This is a genomic window from Streptomyces sp. NPDC031379, assembly GCF_055569615.1.
On sequence record NZ_JBVIIT010000004.1, the window covers coordinates 4,092 to 22,011 of the forward strand.

The 17,920-nt window shown below is 70.1% G+C and carries 15 protein-coding genes and 1 pseudogene; 9 read left to right on the forward strand and 7 right to left on the reverse strand.

Translation table 11 applies throughout. From position 1 onward, the window contains the following. From ACZ5CW_RS06850 to ACZ5CW_RS06860, 3 genes and pseudogenes are all read right to left on the reverse strand, one after another. A pseudogene (locus tag ACZ5CW_RS06850) lies at positions 1-829 on the reverse strand (Rne/Rng family ribonuclease); the annotation flags it as partial. A 262-nt stretch (positions 830-1,091) separates the two neighbouring features. Continuing rightward, positions 1,092-1,868 carry a TIGR03936 family radical SAM-associated protein gene (locus ACZ5CW_RS06855; RefSeq protein ID WP_468599067.1) on the reverse strand — a complete coding sequence of 259 codons (777 nt, stop codon included), beginning with the start codon at positions 1,866-1,868 and terminating at the stop codon, positions 1,092-1,094. 46 nt (positions 1,869-1,914) lie between these two features. Beyond that, entirely contained in the window at positions 1,915-3,027 is a 1,113-nt protein-coding gene (locus ACZ5CW_RS06860) for a hypothetical protein (protein ID WP_468599068.1), read from the reverse strand. A 132-nt stretch (positions 3,028-3,159) separates the two neighbouring features. On the opposite strand from ACZ5CW_RS06860, the gene ACZ5CW_RS06865 reads away from it, so the two are divergent. Together ACZ5CW_RS06865 and ACZ5CW_RS06870 are read left to right on the forward strand one after the other, a co-directional pair. Further along, positions 3,160-3,648, forward strand: coding sequence for a hypothetical protein (locus tag ACZ5CW_RS06865; RefSeq protein ID WP_468599070.1), 489 nt, complete (start codon positions 3,160-3,162; stop codon positions 3,646-3,648). Between the two features lie 77 nt (positions 3,649-3,725). Further along, complete coding sequence (locus ACZ5CW_RS06870) at positions 3,726-4,589, forward strand: alpha/beta fold hydrolase (protein ID WP_468599071.1); 864 nt, start codon at positions 3,726-3,728, stop codon at positions 4,587-4,589. A 23-nt stretch (positions 4,590-4,612) separates the two neighbouring features. Here the strand turns inward: ACZ5CW_RS06870 and ACZ5CW_RS06875 are convergent, their stop codons facing one another. Continuing rightward, positions 4,613-5,290: a GAP family protein gene (locus ACZ5CW_RS06875; protein WP_468599072.1), complete on the reverse strand. Its 678-nt coding sequence runs from the start codon at positions 5,288-5,290 to the stop codon at positions 4,613-4,615. Between the two features lie 317 nt (positions 5,291-5,607). Between ACZ5CW_RS06875 and ACZ5CW_RS06880 the strand changes: the two genes are divergently transcribed. From ACZ5CW_RS06880 to ACZ5CW_RS06905, 6 genes are all read left to right on the forward strand, one after another. Beyond that, on the forward strand, positions 5,608-5,835 hold the full coding sequence (locus ACZ5CW_RS06880; protein ID WP_468599074.1) for a ferredoxin: 228 nt from the start codon (positions 5,608-5,610) through the stop codon (positions 5,833-5,835). Further along, positions 5,832-7,226, forward strand: a complete 1,395-nt coding sequence (locus ACZ5CW_RS06885; protein ID WP_468599076.1) for an NAD(P)/FAD-dependent oxidoreductase — start codon at positions 5,832-5,834, stop codon at positions 7,224-7,226. The genes ACZ5CW_RS06880 and ACZ5CW_RS06885 overlap by 4 nt, the downstream gene beginning before the upstream one ends. 13 nt (positions 7,227-7,239) lie before the next feature. After that, on the forward strand, positions 7,240-8,460 hold the full coding sequence (locus tag ACZ5CW_RS06890) for a cytochrome P450 (protein ID WP_468599078.1): 1,221 nt from the start codon (positions 7,240-7,242) through the stop codon (positions 8,458-8,460). A gap of 155 nt (positions 8,461-8,615) precedes the next feature. Further along, positions 8,616-9,698 carry a PP2C family protein-serine/threonine phosphatase gene (locus ACZ5CW_RS06895; protein ID WP_468599516.1) on the forward strand — a complete coding sequence of 361 codons (1,083 nt, stop codon included), beginning with the start codon at positions 8,616-8,618 and terminating at the stop codon, positions 9,696-9,698. A 271-nt stretch (positions 9,699-9,969) separates the two neighbouring features. Beyond that, positions 9,970-10,113 (forward strand): hypothetical protein, encoded by a 144-nt coding sequence (locus ACZ5CW_RS06900; RefSeq protein WP_468599080.1) that lies wholly within the window; start codon positions 9,970-9,972, stop codon positions 10,111-10,113. Positions 10,114-10,125: 12 nt separating this feature from the next. Further along, a complete protein-coding gene (locus tag ACZ5CW_RS06905; RefSeq protein ID WP_468599082.1) occupies positions 10,126-10,980 on the forward strand; it encodes a DUF2637 domain-containing protein in 855 nt (284 codons plus the stop codon). A 302-nt stretch (positions 10,981-11,282) separates the two neighbouring features. Here ACZ5CW_RS06905 and ACZ5CW_RS06910 read toward each other — a convergent pair whose 3' ends face one another. Continuing rightward, positions 11,283-12,809 carry a serine hydrolase gene (locus tag ACZ5CW_RS06910; protein WP_468599084.1) on the reverse strand — a complete coding sequence of 509 codons (1,527 nt, stop codon included), beginning with the start codon at positions 12,807-12,809 and terminating at the stop codon, positions 11,283-11,285. A 363-nt stretch (positions 12,810-13,172) separates the two neighbouring features. Between ACZ5CW_RS06910 and ACZ5CW_RS06915 the strand changes: the two genes are divergently transcribed. Beyond that, the gene (locus ACZ5CW_RS06915) at positions 13,173-14,168 is read left to right on the forward strand and encodes an SGNH/GDSL hydrolase family protein (RefSeq protein ID WP_468599086.1); all 996 of its coding nucleotides are present in this window, start codon (positions 13,173-13,175) and stop codon (positions 14,166-14,168) included. Positions 14,169-14,335: 167 nt separating this feature from the next. Here ACZ5CW_RS06915 and ACZ5CW_RS06920 read toward each other — a convergent pair whose 3' ends face one another. Together ACZ5CW_RS06920 and ACZ5CW_RS06925 are read right to left on the reverse strand one after the other, a co-directional pair. Continuing rightward, a complete protein-coding gene (locus tag ACZ5CW_RS06920) occupies positions 14,336-15,649 on the reverse strand; it encodes a vanadium-dependent haloperoxidase (protein WP_468599087.1) in 1,314 nt (437 codons plus the stop codon). 247 nt (positions 15,650-15,896) lie between these two features. Continuing rightward, the gene (locus ACZ5CW_RS06925) at positions 15,897-17,858 is read right to left on the reverse strand and encodes a TIGR03960 family B12-binding radical SAM protein (protein WP_468599089.1); all 1,962 of its coding nucleotides are present in this window, start codon (positions 17,856-17,858) and stop codon (positions 15,897-15,899) included. Between the last annotated feature and the right edge of the window lie 62 nt (positions 17,859-17,920).

Sequence of the window (17,920 nt, forward strand, 5' to 3'; positions counted from 1 at the left end):
CAACCGGAACCACCGTCTCGGCCACCTCGGCAGCCGCAGGAGCACCGGCGGGCGCCGACGCACGACGCGCGGCGCGACGACGCGGACGGGCGGGCGCGGCCTCCTCGGCGGCGGGCGTCTCGACGGCTCGGGTCTCCTCCGGGGCCTTCTCGGCCTCCGCGACGACCGGAACCACCGTCTCGGCCACCTCGGCAGCCGCAGGAGCACCGGCGGGCGCCGACGCACGACGCGCGGCGCGACGACGCGGACGGGCGGGCGCCGCCTCCTCGGCGGCGGGCGTCTCGGTGGGGGCGGCAGCCTCCTCGGTGCCCGGCGCCTCGGCTGCGGCGCCGGTCGGCGCGGAGGAGCTGCGGGTGGCACGGCGCCGGACGCGGCGCGGCGCGGCCTCCTCGCCGGCGACGACCTCGCCGCCCTCGGTGACGGCGGCGGGCTCCTCGGCGACGGCGGACGCGGCCGGTACGACGGTCTCGACGGCCTCGCCGGACGTCGGCGAACCCGCCGGGGCGGACGCACGGCGGGTGGCCCGGCGGCGCGGACGGCCGGCGGGCGCGGCCTCCTCGGCGGCGGGCGCCTGTGCGCCGGCGGCCTGAGGCTCCTGGACTTCCTGGGTCTCCTCCGCCTCCTCGGCCCCGGTGGTCTCCACGACCTCGGTGATCTCGTCGGCGTCCGCGGCCGGTATGGCCGGCACGGTGACCTCGGTGGACGCCTCGGCCGCGACGGGCGAACCCGCCGGGCGGGAGGCGGCACGGCGACGCTTGCGCGGCGGCAGGGTGTCGCTGGGGGTGTCGGAGCCCGTTGAGGACTCTGTGGATTCGGTCGGCTCGAGCATGCGGGCGTTTCTCCCGTCAGGCTCCCGGGCGCCGTACCTGGTCCGGCGTAGGTCCGAAAAGACCGTACGCCGGTGACGTCCGCGGCCCGCGCGATGCGCGATGGCCGCCGTCCGGGGCGCGGGCGCCGCACGGGAGCACTCTGTGTCCTGTCTCGCCGGTTCCGTACGCCTTGTCGGTACGGCCTGGCGAAAGTCTTCTGGTCGGTGCGCTGCCCGACCCAGGTGGCTCCCGAGTACGAGGGCGGCGCTACGACGTCCGTCCCTACGCGGGACCTTCCGGCGTCGGCGCCGTCGCGGCGGCAGCCGGTGCGGCCGTCAGGGCCTTAGCTGCCTCGCGGTCGGGCGCGAGCGGGTCGGTCACCGTGCCGGTCTCTTCATCGAGCAGCCCCTGCGCCAGCCTGGTCACCGCTGCGGGGACCGGCGGCGCCAGGTCGGCCACGGCGCGGAGACCGGACAGGACGTCGTCGGGTCGTACGGCAGGCGTCACGTGCCGAACAACCAGCCGCAGTATCGCACAGGGCTGGTCGCTCGGCCTATCAGCCGGGGAACTGAGCGTTTCCAGGCTCACGACCGCGGGTCGGGCGTCGAAGGTACGGACGCCGTTCTTGGTCCTGCGCTGCACCTCGACGGTGTCGGCCTCGATGAAGGCCTCGACCGCGCGGTCGGCGGCGGCCGGGTCCACACCGTCCAGCCGCAGCTCCCAGACGGAGGCCGTCAGCCGGTCGGCGAGACCGGAGGTCCGCGCCTCGACCGCGTCGACGACGTCGAGCCCGGTGGGCAGCGACTCGTCGAGGAGGTCGCGCAGGGAATCCGGATCGCGCGGCGCGGTCAGCGCGATCTCCAGGTACTCCGCCTCACTGCCCGTGCCGGTGGGTGCGGCATTGGCGTACGACACCTTCGGATGCGGCGTGAACCCCGCCGAGTACGCCATGGGCACCTCGGCGCGGCGCAGCGCACGCTCGAAGGCGCGCTGGAAGTCTCGGTGGCTGGTGAACCTCAGGCGGCCGCGCTTGGTGTAGCGCAGTCGGATGCGCTGCACCGCGGGTGCGGGCGGCGGGCCTTCGGGCTGTCGCTTGCCCAGTGTCCTAGTCCTTCGTGAGAGCGGTGGTACTGCTATCAAGAGTACGTGTGCCGCGGGCCGCAGGTTCCCGCCGGTCCACCGCGGCCGGCTGCCGGGGCTCTCCGAAGAGCATCCGGCGGAAGTCGGCACGGGCCTGGCGTGCGGTGTCGCGGGCCGCGGTGAGCGCCTCGCGGGCGACCCGGCCCACCGCCCGCGCGCCCGCCGCGAGGGGCCGCAGGACGGCGTCCCGGACCACGTGTCCGACCGGAGTCAGGACGGTCCGGTACACCCAGCGCACCGGCTCCACGAAGATCCACCGGAAGAGGGTCCCGAGCGCCCGCCCGACGGCCCGCGAGATCCGGCCCGCGACCCGCCAGGCATGCCCGAACGCCTCCCCCAGCTCCCGCGCCACGACGGCGAGGGCCCGGCCGACGGGCGCCAGGATCCAGCGCCACAGCGCGAGGGCGGGCAGCACGAGGAGCACCCGGGCGGTCCAGTACAGGGCCAGGCCGATGCCGGTGGCGAGCAGGCCCAGCAGCCACCCGAGCCCGCGCACGCACCAGGCGACGGCGTGTCCCACGGGGGTGAGGACCCACGTGTACAGCCAGCGGGCGGGGACGACGAACAGGTACCGGCCCAGCCAGGCCAGGCCCGTGTACACGCCGATGCCGAGGGCGGCGAGCACGGCGCCGACGCCCTTCAGCAGCCAGAGGATCCCGTGCCCGATCGGGCGGAGCACCCGCGCGTACACCCAGGCGAACCCGGCTCCCACCGCGCGCGCCAGCCAGAGGACGGCATGCCCGACGGGGGTCAGCACGTGCCGGTGGAACCACACCGCCGGTACGACGAAGAGGATGTTCGCGAGCCAGGCGAGCGCCTTGCCGACCGGGACCAGGAGGTAGCGCCACAGGCCCACGAACGGCCACACGAACAGGGCCCTGCCGACCCACAGCAGCGCCCGGCCGAGCGGCCGGAAGACGGTGTCCCGCAGGAACCGCCCGCTGACGACGAGGGCGTCCCACGCCATCCGCACCGGCACGACGAGCACGAGGACGACGATCCGCACCGGGATACGGATCGCGACGGCGAGGCACCCTTCGGGCTGCCGGGGCCGGGGCGGCGGGTTCAGCGGTTCCATACCTGCCAAGACGCACCGCACGCCTGTCCGGATTCCGGTCCTGGGTTGCGATGCCGTCACGGCGTCCGCGCCCGGTCCGGAAGGGGTTGATCAGTTCCCCGCAGGGCATCATCCGTGCGAAAGGGAGGTGCTGTGGGCGAACTTGGCAGCGATCATGACAAGGTCGGCAAGGTCATCGAACTCCGTATGAAGGAGTACGAATCCCTGCGGGCCGAGGTGGTGCAGAGGATCGCGGCGAGGCAGCAACTGGCCGGGTACGCGGGCGCGGCGACCGCCATCGCGGCAACTCTCGGAAGCAATCTGGGGTACTGGCGGATCTTGATCGTGGGACTCGTTCTCCTCATCGCCTACCTGTATCTGCGGGACAGCAACGACGGAATCCAGAGACTGGGCAAACATTTACGGTCCATCGAAGAGGACGTGAATTCTCTCGCGCGCGGCGCATACGGCCGGGACGTCCTCTCGTGGGAATCCCACAGGCAGGTCGGCAGAAACGGGGAAAAGAAGATCTGGAAAGCGATCGGGCGCTTCGGCGGCTGGCACCGCGACGATCCGGAGGTGCGGGTGCCGGGGCAAGGGGGTGCCCCCGAAGGCCGGCCCGACAGTCGAACCACTGCTTGAAACAGGGCGGTTGACGACGATCACGCGTCCCGTATCGGGCGCGTGAGGCTTCGACGGTGCGTTTATCATGGCGCCCCATGAGCCAGCTACTGACCCTTGAGGTCCCGGGCAATGCGCGTCCGGTTCGCCTGGACACGGAGCGAGGCGTCTTCGCGGCCCTCGACATCGCACCGGAAGGGCAGGCCCGGGCGACGGCCCTGCTCGTCCCCGGCTTCATGGGCAGCAAGGAGGACTTCCTCCCCGTACTGTCCGGCCTGAGCGACGGGGGCGTACGCGTCCTGGCCATCGACGGTCGCGGCCAGTACGAAACCGGTGCGGCGTCGCCGGAACCCTCGTACCGCCTTGACGACCTCGCACGTGATCTCGTGGCCGTCGCACGGCACGTCGACGCCGGTCCCGTGCATCTCGTGGGTCATTCGTACGGTGGAATCCTGGCACGCGCGGCGGTACTGGACACGCACGCGGATCCCGCCCTCTGGGCGTCGGTCACGCTCATGAATTTCGGTCCGGCCGGTGTCTCCCCCTGGCAGGAGGAACGTCTTCGACTGCTGTTGTCCGTCATCGACTCGATGTCGCTCGCCGAGCTGTGGCCCTTCGTGAGGAGCGGGGGCGCCTCCACCGCGGAGGAGGTGGAACTCTTCATGGAGCGGCGGTGGTTGAGCAACAGCCCGGCGCAACTGGCGGCTGCCGCGGAGCAGATGCTGAACGAGGCGGACCGGACGGCTGAACTGGCGCGGCTGTCGATTCCCATGTCGGTGATCTCGGGGACCCCTGATGAGACCTGGCCCCCCGAGGGAGTGGAGCGGATGGCCCGCGACCTGGGCGCCCGGTTCGTCAGGATCGAGGGGGGCGGGCATTCGCCCAACGTGCACAGGCCCGCCGAAACGGCGACCGCTCTCCTCGACTTCTGGCTCTCCTGCCGGGCCGCAGCGGCCGCCTGACCGGCAGGCGAGGGGCGGCTCGCTCAGGAGACCAGAACGCCGATGCCGTCCCCCAGCAGCTTCAGCCCGAACACGAAGAACAGAACCCCCATGACAGCGGTGTTGTGCCGTGCCGCCCATTCCTTCCAGTTGCCCAGCATGCTCCTCGCCCGCTCACCCATGACCAGGAAGACCCCCAGCGGAGTCAGCAGCCCGAGGGAAGCGACGACGACGAAGACCGCCAGCGCGGCGATCTGCTCCGCGACCGGCAGTCCCGACGAACTGATGGTCGCCGCCGCGGCGATGGTCAGCGGAGCGTTCTTCAGGTTTCCGGCAGACAGCAGGACGGCGAGAAGGAAGATTTTCACCGGTGTGAAGCGGTCGATCGCGGCCATCCACTGCGGCAGCTGCGCCTGCGTGACATCGGCAGGCCGGTGACGCCAGAGCCGCACGGCGAGGACAGCCAGGGCCGCCCCCAGCACGAGCTTGAGCACCCCCACCCAGTCGGCCGGCTGCCCATGGGCGCCGGCGTCCCCCTTGCCGCCGATGAGCAGCGTCACCGCGCCCAACGCCGACAGACCCACCACCCAGCCGATGGCGAACACCCATCCGTTCACGCGTCCCCGAGGCGTTGCCAACACGATGATGACGGCGATGATCGGAAGTGGACTGACGACGACACCGGCCGCCAAGCCCAGTACATCGCCCAGCACTTCACCCATGCGTGCCTCCGCACATACAAGAACCGCACTGAACGGCACCCACAGCAGCCATGGTTCTCCGGGTGCGGCCGATGTGCATGCGGGCTAGGCTCTTGACGACAGGGTCAGGATCTCTGGACGTGTCACGGACACCGGTCGCTTTGTTCGCGACGGTCGATTCTTTCTGCGCAGACCCGAAGGGCGCGGTGGGCACCCCGCGCACTCGGCAGCGGTGGGCAACGGGCCGATTCCCTTTTCTCGAAGCCCTTCTCGCGCTGTGCGAGCCGTAATGGCACCGGCTTCAGGGTCCGCAGCCTGCAGTCCCCGTGGAGGTCGGGATGAGAATTGTCGTGGACCTTTCCCGATGCGAAGGGTACGCGCAGTGCGCGTTCCTCGCTCCGGACGTGTTCCGCATGCACGGCGAGGAAGCGCTGATGTACGACCCGAACCCCGACGACGACCGGCGCGAGCAGGTGCTGCGCGCCGCGGCGGCCTGCCCGGTCCAGGCGATCCTGGTCGACCGGCTGGAGGGACGGGACGTACCGGCGGAGGCGTCGACGTCATGACCAGTGCCGACACCCTGCGCGCGTTCAAGCGAGAAGGCCGCATCGTGATCGTCGGCGCGTCGCTGGCGGGACTGCGGGCCGCGGAGGCGCTGCGCGCCGAGGGCTTCACCGGCTCGCTGACCATGATCGGTGACGAGACGGGCGAGCCCTACGACCGCCCACCCCTGTCCAAGCAGGTCCTGACCGGGTGGGTGCCGGCCGACGGCACCACGCTGCCACGACGCCGTGACGTCGACGCGGAGTGGCTGCTGGGCGTGCCCGCTACCGGACTGGACCTGGCCACCAACCAGGTGCGTCTCTCCGACGGACGTGAGATTCCCTTCGACCGGGTGCTGATCTCCACCGGCGTGCGGGCCCGGCCGTGGTTCGTCGAGAGCGAGGCGGCGCTGGACGGCGTGTTCGTCGTACGGACGCGCGAGCACGCCGAGGGCCTCCAGCGCGCCCTCGCCGCCGGCCCCTCCCGCGTACTGGTCATCGGCGCGGGATTCACCGGCTCCGAGATCGCCTCCATCTGCCGCGAGCGGGACATCCCGGTGACCGTCGCCGAACTCGCGCCCGGACCGCTGGTCGGAGCACTCGGCGCCATGATCGGTGAGATCGCGTCGGACCTGCAGCGCGCTCACGGCGTCGACCTGCGCTGCGGCGTCAAGGTCACTCGGCTGGAGGGTGACGCGCAGGGACACTTCCGCCGTGCTCACTTCGACGACGGCAGCACGGTCGACGCCGACGTGGCGGTGGTGGCGCTCGGGGGCATCCGCAACACCGAGTGGCTGCGGGGCTCCGGACTGGCGGCCGGCCCCTGGGGGATCGCCTGCGACACGGGCTGCCGCGCCCTCACCCTCGACGGCCTGATCACCGACGACATCTTCGTCGCCGGGGACGTGGCGCGCTGCCCGAACCCGGTCTACGAGTACCGGCTCATCTCGCTGGAGCACTGGGCCAACGCCGTGGAGCAGGCCGAGGTCGCGGCACACAACATGGTCAGCGGCCAGGCGGACCGCTGGCCCCACCTGAGCATCCCGACGTTCTGGTCGATCCAGTTCGGTGTCAACATCAAGTCGGTCGGCGTGCCGACCTTCGCCGACGAGGTCATCGTCGCCCAGGGGTCGGTGTCCGACCGCCGTTTCGTCGCCGCATACGGCTACCGCGGACGCGTCACCGCGGCGGTGAGCTTCAACAACGCGAAATGGCTGGACCACTACCGACGCTTGATCGAGACGGCGGCACCCTTCCCGCCGCCCAGCCCCACACCCGACCAGCCCCTCGACTCGAAACCGGTACCCGTCGACTTCCCCGGACCTCAACTGCTCGCCCAGGGAGCCACCGTGGTCGTCACCGGTCACGACCCGAGCGAGCGACGGGTCACGGCCGCTTACCAGCACCACCGGTAGGAGGGACAGCGAGATGACCACGACCCAGACGCCCGACACCCTCCGCCGGATCCTCGACTACTCCTCCCGGCCGGACCCGTACCCGCTCTACGCCGAACTGCGCAGAACGCCGGTGGCCCGGCAGGAGGACGGCAGCTTCGTCATCAGCACCTACCGCGAGATCGCGGACATCCTGCACAACCCGCACCTGAGTTCCGACGTCCGCAACCTGGCGCATCCGATGCCCACGCACGAGGGGCAGACCACGCCGGCGTTCATCAACCTCGACCCCCCCGAGCACGACCGCCTGCGGCGCATGGCGATGCGCCACTTCGGCCCCCCGCACACCCCGGGGCTGGTGGCCGGCATGGATGGCGATCTGACCGCCGTCGTCAGCGGTCTGATCGACGGCTTCGCGGGAAAGGAACAGATCGACATCGTCGACGACTTCGCCTACCCGTTCCCCGTCACCGTGATCTGCCACCTGCTCGGCGTGCCACGCGAGGACGAACCGCGCTTCCACCTGTGGGTGGACGCCCTCGTCAACTCCATCGACTACAACCCCAAGACCGACCCGAAGGAAAAACTGGAAAACGGCGTGCGGGCCCGCGCGGACCTGCGCCAGTACCTCGGCGGACTACTGGAGCAACGCCACGGCCGGCCGGGAGAGGATCTGTTGACGCGGCTGGCCAACGACGACGGTCCGGACGGGCGGATGACCGACGAGGAAATCATCAGCACCGCCAACCTGCTGCTGATCGCCGGCCACGAGACCACCGTCAACCTCATCACCAACGGCATGCTGACACTGCTGCGCCACCCCCAGGTGCTGCAGCGGCTGCGCGACGAACCGGACCTCATCGTGCCGCTCGTGGAGGAACTGCTGCGCTACGAGCCTCCGGTGCACATCATTCCCTGGCGGGCGGCGTACAGCGACATCACCGTCGCCGACACCGTCATCCCCAAAGGCTCGCAGATCATGCTCATGCTGGCCTCGGGCAGCCGCGACCCGGACCGCTTCCACGATCCCGACCGCTTCGACCCCGATCGGCGCGACAACCAGCACCTCGGCTTCGGCAGCGGCATCCACCTGTGCTTCGGCGGCCCGCTGGCCCGACGGGAAACCCAGATCGCGCTGGGCGAGCTGGTACGCCGCCTCGACCGGCCCCGGCTGGTCGACGACCCGCCGCCGTACCGGCGAAGCCCCGTTCTTCGCGGCCCGATCCATCTGCCCGTCGTGCAGGGGGGCGGCTGACGCGACGGCCGAGGGCTCCGTCCGGGCCGCCGGCTGCCACGGTTCAGCGGGTGGAGCCGTGGCCTCCGGCGAGGCAGGCTGGGTGCATGAAGTCGCTCTTGCGCTCACCCCCGCGCCCAGGAGCAGGCGGTCGGGGCCGGGTCCTCTTCACGCTGATGCAGTGCGTGCCCTTCTTGATCGCGCTGGCCGTTCTGGTCATCGAACTCACGCCCGCGCACTTCATCTACACCGGCCCCTTCCTCACCGCGGTTCCGGCGCTGGCGGCGGTGACGATGGGGCCCAAGGGCACCGCCGCGGCCGCGGCCCTCGCGCTGGCGATCAGTGTGACGACCGCGGCTCACAACGACGCCTGGGGCACCTTGCAGGTCTACACCAATTTCCTGGCTCTGAGCCTGGTCTCCGCGGCCGGTTTCATCACGAGCAGCGCTGTGCAGGCGCGCAGGCAGCGAGAACTCGACCAGGTCCGCCGGATCGCCGTGGCGGCCCAGGAGGTCGTGCTGCGGCCCGTGCCCGCACGGCTGGGCCCCCTGTCGGCGGGCAGCCTGTGCCTGGCGGCCGGGACGGGAGCGCGGGTGGGCGGCGATCTGTACGAGGCCGTGGAGACGCCGTACGGCGTCCGCTTGATCGTGGGCGACGTCCGGGGCAAGGGGCTGTCCGCGGTGCGAGCCGTCGCCGTGGTGCTGGGCGCGTTCCGGGAAGCCGTGCACTACGAGGACGAACTCACGGAGGTCATGAACCGCTGTGCGGCTGCGCTGCGGCGGGAAGTCGCCGTACCGGGCGCGTACGACGAGGAAGTCCTGCTGGAAGGGTTCATCACGGCGCTCATCGCGCAGGTGCCGGACGAACCCGTGGTGCAGCTGATCAACCGGGGGCACCCGCCGCCCCTGCTGCTGCACCAGGGCAGGGCGACGCCCCTGATGCCGTCCTCGCCACTGCCGCCTCTCGGCCTCGAGGACCTCACCACCGACCTCCCCGCCAAGCCTGAGAGCTATCCGTTCGTCCCCGGCGACCGTCTGCTGCTGTACACCGACGGCGTCATCGAGGCCCGCGACCGCGACGGCGAGTTCTTCGCTCTGCCGGAGACCGTGGAGGGGCTGGGCGCCGACACCTCCCCACCGGTGTTCCTGGAGCTGCTGCACGAGGCGCTGACCCGTCACACCGAGGGCGACCTGGCGGACGATGTGGCGATGATCCTCACTGATCGGCACATCATCGAACAAGATCCGACCGATTCGTGAGGCGGGCGCGAAAGAGAGGCTTTTCACTCCTCATACAGGCTGCTGACAAGCCGAGACAATTGAGCCGGAATTCGTAGTAATCCTTCACCCGTTCGCGGCGCATCCGCCGCCGGATGGCGGCGTTAGTTACAGCATGACGAAGGTAATCGGACGGGCACTGGAATCGCTTCCAGATCCATCTCGCTCGACTGCTGGGCGACCCCCCGTGCGGCTGGGTTCCTACACCTACCTGCCTGCGACGACCGGCATGGATACCACCAAGGGAGTCCTGATGAAGGGTGGACTTCCCGTCACGCTCGAGGTGACCGAGGACATTCTCCAGCAGTTCATGGACAGGATCACCTTCCTGGAGGAATACATCTCCAGAGGATGGGGCAGTTCGGGAGGCGCCTTCGGCCGCCCAGCGGCGGAATGATCGAACCGTCTCATGTCTCCTGAGTTCGGGTATCACCCCGAGTTCCCTGTCGAGTACCCGGACAGCTATCAGGGCGGCGGGGGGCGACACCGAGCGCCCGCCGGCGAGTTCAATCCGCCCCTGATCCCTCCGGACTCGAGCTGGGATCCCGCAGAAGAGCTGGCCTTCATGCTGCGCGACAGCCTCGAGCAGCAACCAAGGATCCCAGCGGCACGCCAAGAGGAGCAGCCGGCCGGTACGGGCGGGAAGACTCCGCGCGAAGCCCTGGTGGAACTCACGGCCGAGCTGCCACCGGTGAGGACTCCCTCGCGAGGCCATCGCAAGGTCAGGACCCGGCAGGGCCCGGGCAAGATCCGCATCGCCAGCTACGTCATGGTCGCCCTGGCGACAGCCATCGCCTCCGCCGTGAGCACCTTCGGCGGCCTGATCGCCTACGACCCGCTGCGGTTCGTGGCAGCGTCTCGCACCCAGAGCGGTGTGGTCGGCTGGTGGCCCCTTCTGGTGTTCGGCCCCTGGCTGGTGGCATCCCTGTCCATTCTCCGAGCCGCGCTGTATCAGCGCCGGGCTTTCCATTCCTGGTCCGTGCTCCTGATCTTTTCCATCATCGCCATGACACTTTGTGCCGCACAGGCGCAGAGAAACGTCATCGGCATCGCAACCGCCGCCCTGCCGACTTTCGCTTCTCTTGCCTGCTTTCAGCAGGTAGTTCGTCAGATCACCCTTACCAGGCCGCCTCGGCGGGCACATCCGCGACACAGGGTGCAACCTCCCGAGACACCCGTCGACGAAGTGACGGCCGAACAACCGCCGAAGGCCGGTTCACCGTCGAACAGCGGCGACGTCCACCGAAAGATCACCAACGACTGACCACGGCTGAAAGCTCCGGATCGATGACACATTTATGCGAAGAAGCAGAGGTCCTCGCCGAAATCCGGTCGAGAGGAGCCAGATGAACGGCCCCGTCACCACGGCGCATCCGATCCTCCCCGACGTCGGTCGGCTCCGCCCCCGCCAGCAGATGGCCTTGGACTGCGCCGTCTGTGCGCGCCCGTTGGGGGCGAGCGGCCGGGTGCTGTGCGAGCTGCGACACCGCGGGCTGCTCTTCCGGCTCTGGGTGTGCACACCAGGCTGTCAGACGGCCAGATCGGTCATCCCGGCCCCTTCCCCCCTCAGCGGCTGAAGGTGCCCAGTCCGTTGGCGTCGAGGTGCTCGACGGTGACGCTCGTGGCCTTGCCGGAGCGCGTGTGGAACGTGACGCCGGACAGGCCGACGGCGTTCTCGCCCCGGGTCCGGTAGCTGAACGTGTCACCCGTGTAGTGCCTCAAGGGGAACGCCGTCTTCTGCGGGCCCAGGGTCATGCTCAGGTTGCCGCTGTCGTCCCTGGTCACGGTGACCGGCCCGTAGTACTCGTTCGCATAGGTGCCCGTATAGACGTCGTCGGCCCCGGCCGGTGCGGCGTCGGCGGGCGGCTTGGCGTAGTTCGTGGGGGAGACACCCGTGTAGGCGGCGGCCCGCACCACCTTCCTGTAGAAGGCCAGCCAGTCCACGGTCTGCTTTCCGTTCTGGGCGATGTCGAAGAACGCGGCGGCCACCGCCTCGGGCACGCCGATGGGCTGTCCGTTGGTCAGCACCACGATGCCGAGCCGTTCGGTGGGCAGCAGGGTGACCTCGGTCGCGGCGCCCAGGTCGAAGGCGCCGGAATGGTTCAGGCGCAGCCGTCCGCGTTCGTCGTACATGACGTTCCAGCCGAGTCCGTAGAAGCCCGGCTCACCTGCCGGGGCGAGCGGGTCCATCGCGACGGAATGCGGGATGCGGGTCCGGTCCAGGGCCGCCGGGTCCACCAGCCGCCTCCCGTCGAACGCGCCGTTGTCCAGTTGCAGGCGCATCCACTTCGTGAGGTCGTCGACACTCGAACTCGCACCGCCCGCGGGCGCCTGGCTGTCGGCGTTCTCGGTGATCGAGGGCTTCCAGCGACCGTCGACCTCGACGTGGGCCGACGCCCGGTCGGCGGCCCTGTCGTAGTCGGCGCGCCGGTAGCTGGAGTGATCCATCCCCAAGGGCTTGAACAGCGTGTTCGCCGCCAGCTGCGGCCAGCCGGTCTTCGCCGCGTCGGCCACCGCCACCCCCGCCTCGGTGAAGCCGTAGTTGGTGTAGGCATAGGTCGCGCGGAAGGGAGCCAGCGGCTCCAGCCGCAGGTGCCGCAGAATGTAGTCGCGCGGATAACCCAGGTCCTCCAGCAGGTCACCGGCGTGGTCGGGCAGTCCACTGCGATGCGAGAACAGGTCCGCGACCGTCACGTTCGCGCTCACGTACGGGTTCTTGAGCGCGAAGCCCGGGTCGAGGACGGCCACCCGGTCGTCCCAGCCGACGACCTTGCGCCCCACGGCCCCGGAGACGATGGTCGATGACAGCGGCTTGGACAACGACGCCAGCTGGAAGACCGTTGCGGGATCGACCTTGTCGCCCTTGCCCAGCTCACGGACGCCGAAGCCCTTCTCGTACACGACCTTGCCGCGGTGGACGACGCCCACGGCGACCCCCGGCACCCCGGTCTGCCGCATCGCGGTGTCCACCAAGCCGTCGAGCCGGCCCACGGCGGCGTTCACCTGCGCCTGCGTCAACTGCGGCGGCGGTTGCTTCGGCGGCGTGGGGGCGAGCGATGCAGAGGTGGACGGACCGCTGGTGGCGCTGCCCATGCCGGCACACCCCGACAGAACGACCGCGAGCACACCCGGGAGCACCACTGCCGCGCCCACCCGGGCCCGCCGGCGCAGCCTTCTGACGCGACTCCGATTCGCCATGATCCGCATACCTCGCGATCCGCACACCTCGCGCTCGAGAGCCCTCAGGGGCACACCCGGCGCCCCTTCCATACTCACGCCACAGCGGCGGCACCGGTATGAAAAGACGAGCTTTCCGGACCCCCTGTCACAGCCTGGATGAGCACTCATAGTATTCTTACGACTACTCCAGGTGATCGCCTGGGCGGGTCGCGGTCTCTCGGCGTCGAGCCCGCATCGCGTCCGTGCTCTGTCCCACCCGTCCCGATGGGGGTTGGCATGTCTCGATTCCGCGCGCGGCCGGCAGGAGCGGCAGTCGCCGCGACCCTCTGCCTCCTCGGCGCCGGCACCTACTCCACCCACGCGTCAGCGGCGGAACGCTTGAGCTGGGTCGCGCTCGGCGACTCCTACACCGCCGGTGGCATCCATGCGACAGGCCCCACCTTCGAGGAACCCCGCGACGGCTGCCAGCGCACCACCGGCTCCTATCCGGAGGTCGTCAGGCGGGATCTGGGCTCTCTGGTCGATCTCCGCAACGTCAGCTGCGCCAACGCGACCATCGCCGAGGTCTCGCACGACCGGCAGACGCCCGTCGGCTACGAGCTGCACATCCCCGGCGTCGTCGACATCCACGACCCCGACCATCCCTTCGATCCGGTCCCCCCGCAGACCGACGCCCTGTCCCCCCGCACCGACCTGGTCACCGTGGGCATCGGAGGCAACAGCCTCGGCCTGGGCGACATCCTCGGCACGTGCATCAACCTCGGTCCCGGCGGAGGTGCCGACTCCAGCCCGTGCAAGGACCACTACACGTCCGGAGAAACGCCGAGCGTCGAAACCCGGCTTCGGTCCATGGAGCACGAGTACGACACCATGCTCGACACCATCCACCAGCGCGCGCCCTTCGCCAGGGTCGTGACCGTCGGCTACCCGGCGGTCATCCCCGACAACGCCGCCGACTGCCTGTACGGCGACCTCCTGCAGTTCGCCACCGTCCGCCACGCCGACCTGAACTGGCTGCGCGACGCGGTCCTCAAACCGCTCAACGCCGCCATCCACCGCGCCTCCACCAGACACGGCGACACCTACGCCGACATCTACACCTCCAGCAGGGGCCACAGCGTGTGCGCCACCGGCGAGGACAAATGGGTGGAGGGGGCCAAGGAACGCCTCGGCGTCGACGACGACCCCGACACCTGGGCACTCGTCCACCCCAACGCCCGCGGCCACGCCAACGCCGCCCACCAGGTCGAGGAGGTCATCCTGGGCGGCTGACAACCGCGAGCGGAACCGGCTGCCGACGTACGGCGCCGCCACGCCCTGTGGTTGCCGTTGCGGCAACCCTCATGTGACGCGGCACAAGACCTCCCACGGTGACGCCTGTCGCCGGGGAGGGGTGACCCCTCCCCGGCTCGACGCCGCGTCCGCTTCGGCTCTTTGGTTCAGTCGGTGCCGTCGCCGCACTTCGGCTCGGCGGACCGGCCCTGCCGAGCCGTTCGTGTCGGGGAGGACGACTGGGTACTCCCCTTGGCGACCGGCTGGAAGTAGTGGTCCAGCGCCCAGGCGGCCACGCGGGTACCGGCCCGGCAGCCGGCCACGTCCGCCGTGCGGGAGTGGACGCCGCCCCACACACGGGCGTCGACGACGTCCTGGTTGAGGTCGTCGGCGGACCCGTAGAACCGCGTGGTGCCGGTGACCCCGGAGGGGACGTGAAGGTCGATGCGCGCAGTGCCGAGGACGCCGGTCAGGGCACGTGTCACGGCAGCGGCGACGGTCGTATGGCCGGCGATGTAGTCCGGGTGGGGTGGGGTGAGGAGCAGCGGCTCCCAGACCGGGTCCGCCGTCGTCGCGGGGTTGCCGTCGGTGTCGGCGAGGCGGATGGCGGTGATCGGCCGCCAGGAGCCGTAGTGGAGCTTGGCGTCCCATGCGGTGATGACGGCGTCGGTCGCCGACGCGTTCACCGCGGCGAACAGCCGGGCCGTCTCGGCGATGCCGAGCCGGTGCCGGGCGGCGTGGTCCCGTACGGCTGTCTGGACCTGTTCGATCAGGTTGCCGCTGAAGAAGAGGGCGGTCTCGGTCTGCTGCGCGCTCCGGCCCGAGCCGGTCTTCACACCCATGGCCTTCAGCTCCTGGACATCCTCGGCGTAAGCGGCCGAGGAGAGGGCCGGTGGTGCGCCGGGTCGGAATTGCTGCGGGGAGGCGAGCAGGAGGGGGCGGAGCCTGGCGAGCCAGGTGTCGATGAAGGGCTGGAACGCGGGCGGGGTGGGCCGCCAGACCCCCGGTGCCGGGGCAGCGGTGAAAGGAACGTCCGCGAACCTGCCGTCTCCTTGCCGGAGTTCGATGACGCGGGCGGCGGCGCGCTTTCCGTAGTTCACGCCCCGGTCCCTGGCCTGACCGGCCGGGAGGGCTGCGAGCGAGTCCGCGTAGGCGGTGTCGAGCTGCTCCTTGAAGGCAGGGAAGTACGTGAGCAGCACGTCATGGGCCGCGGTGGCGGCGGCCGCCGCGGAGGACGCCTTGGCCGGACCGCGCTCGCGCCATTGGTACAGGGCGTAGCCGCCCTCGATCCCCACCACGGCGTTGTACACGGCGACGGAGACGAACCCCTCCCAGATCGCCACCTGCCCGGAGGGGCGTGGACCAAGGCTCGTCTTGATCGTGTCGGTGGCGATGGCGTTCCACTCGCGGACCACGGCTGCCGGATCCGCCGCGGTCCGGGTGCCCGCGTCGGGGGGACTTGTCGCGGCGGTGAGCGTCACGAGGGCGATGGCCGCGACGGCGCAGACGAATGCTCGGACACGTGAACGCGGAGGAACGGGAAGAGGGGGCCCTTGATGCACAGCGTTCTCCCTGAGAGTTGTGTGCCCAAGGCCTAGCAGCGGCCCACTGCGCAAGCAAGACAACTCGCCGCGAACCGGGCAGGCTCAGGGCGCCCTCGAACGCCTCACGTCGACACCACAGAGCCCCCTCCGGGTCGAAGGGGGCTCTGACGGTCGCCGGCGTCGCTCAGTGCACGTGACCGCTCGAAGCCGGCGTCGGACCCGCGTTCTTGACCGTCAGAGGGAGCAACTTCTTGCCGGTCGGGCCGATTTGAATGTGCGTGTCCATCTGCGGGCAGACACCGCAGTCGAAGCACGGCGTCCAGCGGCAGTCCTCGACCTCGGTCTCGTCGAGGGCGTCCTGCCAGTCCTCCCAGAGCCAGTCCTTGTCCAGGCCGGAGTCGAGGTGGTCCCAGGGGAGGACTTCCTCGTAGGTGCGCTCACGGGTGGTGTACCAGTCGACGTCGACGCCGAAGGGGACGAGGGCCTTGTCGGCGCAGGCCATCCAGCGGTCGTAGGAGAAGTGCTCGCGCCAGCCGTCGAAGCGGCCGCCGTCGTCGTAGACCGCGCGGATCACGGCGCCGATGCGGCGGTCGCCGCGCGAGAGCAGGCCCTCGACGATGCCGGGCTTGCCGTCGTGGTAGCGGAAGCCGATGGAGCGGCCGTACTTCTTGTCCCCGCGGATCTTGTCGCGGAGCTTCTCGAGGCGCGCGTCCGTCTCCTCGGCGGAGAGCTGCGGCGCCCACTGAAAGGGGGTGTGGGGCTTGGGGACGAAGCCGCCGATCGAGACCGTGCAGCGGATGTCGTTGGAGCCGGAGACCTCGCGGCCCTTCTGGATGACGTGGGTCGCCATGTCGGCGATCTGGAGGACGTCGTCGTCCGTCTCCGTCGGCAGGCCGCACATGAAGTACAGCTTCACCTGGCGCCAGCCGTTGCCGTAGGCGGTGGCGACGGTCCGGATCAGGTCCTCTTCCGAGACCATCTTGTTGATGACCTTGCGCATGCGCTCCGAGCCGCCCTCGGGGGCGAAGGTGAGGCCGGAGCGGCGGCCGTTGCGGGTCAGCTCGTTCGCCAGGTCGACGTTGAAGGCGTCCACGCGGGTGGAGGGGAGCGAGAGGCCGATCTTGTCGTCCTCGTAGCGGTCCGCCAGGCCCTTGGCGATGTCGCCGATCTCCGAGTGGTCCGCGGAGGACAGGGAGAGGAGGCCGACCTCCTCGAAGCCCGTGGCCTTCAGGCCCTTGTCGACCATGTCGCCGATACCGGTGATCGAGCGCTCGCGCACCGGGCGGGTGATCATGCCGGCCTGGCAGAAGCGGCAGCCGCGGGTGCAGCCGCGGAAGATCTCGACCGACATGCGCTCGTGGACCGTCTCCGCGAGCGGGACCAGGGGCTGCTTGGGGTACGGCCACTCGTCCAGGTCCATCACCGTGTGCTTGGACACGCGCCACGGGACGCCGGAGCGGTTCGGGACCACGCGGGCGATCCGGCCGTCCGCCAGGTACTCGACGTCGTAGAACGCCGGGATGTACACCGCGCCGGTCTTCGCCAGGCGGAGGAGGACCTCCTCGCGGCCGCCGGGACGGCCCTCGGCCTTCCACTCGCGGATGATCCGGGTCATGTCGAGCACGGCCTGCTCGCCGTCGCCGATGACCGCCGCGTCGATGAAGTCGGCGATCGGCTCGGGGTTGAAGGCCGCGTGGCCGCCGGCCAGGACGATCGGGTCGTCGAGGGTGCGGTCCTTGGACTCCAGCGGGATACCGGCCAGGTCCAGGGCCGTGAGCATGTTCGTGTAGCCCAGCTCCGTGGAGAAGCTGAGGCCGAACACGTCGAAGGCCTTCACCGGGCGGTGGCTGTCGACCGTGAACTGCGGGACGCCGTGCTCACGCATCAGCGCCTCCAGGTCCGGCCAGACGCTGTAGGTGCGTTCGGCGAGGACGCCCTCCCGCTCGTTGAGGACCTCGTAGAGGATCATGACGCCCTGGTTGGGCAGACCCACCTCGTAGGCGTCCGGGTACATGAGCGCCCAGCGGACGTCGCACTCGTCCCAGTTCTTCACGGTGGAGTTGAGTTCTCCGCCGACGTACTGGATGGGCTTCTGCACGTGGGGAAGCAGAGCTTCGAGCTGCGGGAAAACCGACTCGACAGGCATCTCGCGAACCTTCATGAGCTGACGGGGGTGACCATCAAGCGTAACCCGATCGGCGGCCTCCT

Coding starts and splice junctions, on each gene's coding strand:
- ACZ5CW_RS06875 (WP_468599072.1), bottom strand. CDS start 5,290: ATGGGTGAAGTGCTGGGCGATGTACTGGGCTTGGCGGCCGGTGTCGTC.
- ACZ5CW_RS06905 (WP_468599082.1), top strand. CDS start 10,126: ATGTCTCCTGAGTTCGGGTATCACCCCGAGTTCCCTGTCGAGTACCCG.
- ACZ5CW_RS06915 (WP_468599086.1), top strand. CDS start 13,173: ATGTCTCGATTCCGCGCGCGGCCGGCAGGAGCGGCAGTCGCCGCGACC.
- ACZ5CW_RS06925 (WP_468599089.1), bottom strand. CDS start 17,858: ATGCCTGTCGAGTCGGTTTTCCCGCAGCTCGAAGCTCTGCTTCCCCAC.
- ACZ5CW_RS06860 (WP_468599068.1), bottom strand. CDS start 3,027: ATGGAACCGCTGAACCCGCCGCCCCGGCCCCGGCAGCCCGAAGGGTGC.
- ACZ5CW_RS06890 (WP_468599078.1), top strand. CDS start 7,240: ATGACCACGACCCAGACGCCCGACACCCTCCGCCGGATCCTCGACTAC.
- ACZ5CW_RS06885 (WP_468599076.1), top strand. CDS start 5,832: ATGACCAGTGCCGACACCCTGCGCGCGTTCAAGCGAGAAGGCCGCATC.
- ACZ5CW_RS06870 (WP_468599071.1), top strand. CDS start 3,726: ATGAGCCAGCTACTGACCCTTGAGGTCCCGGGCAATGCGCGTCCGGTT.
- ACZ5CW_RS06900 (WP_468599080.1), top strand. CDS start 9,970: ATGAAGGGTGGACTTCCCGTCACGCTCGAGGTGACCGAGGACATTCTC.
- ACZ5CW_RS06880 (WP_468599074.1), top strand. CDS start 5,608: ATGAGAATTGTCGTGGACCTTTCCCGATGCGAAGGGTACGCGCAGTGC.
- ACZ5CW_RS06910 (WP_468599084.1), bottom strand. CDS start 12,809: ATGGGCAGCGCCACCAGCGGTCCGTCCACCTCTGCATCGCTCGCCCCC.
- ACZ5CW_RS06895 (WP_468599516.1), top strand. CDS start 8,616: ATGCAGTGCGTGCCCTTCTTGATCGCGCTGGCCGTTCTGGTCATCGAA.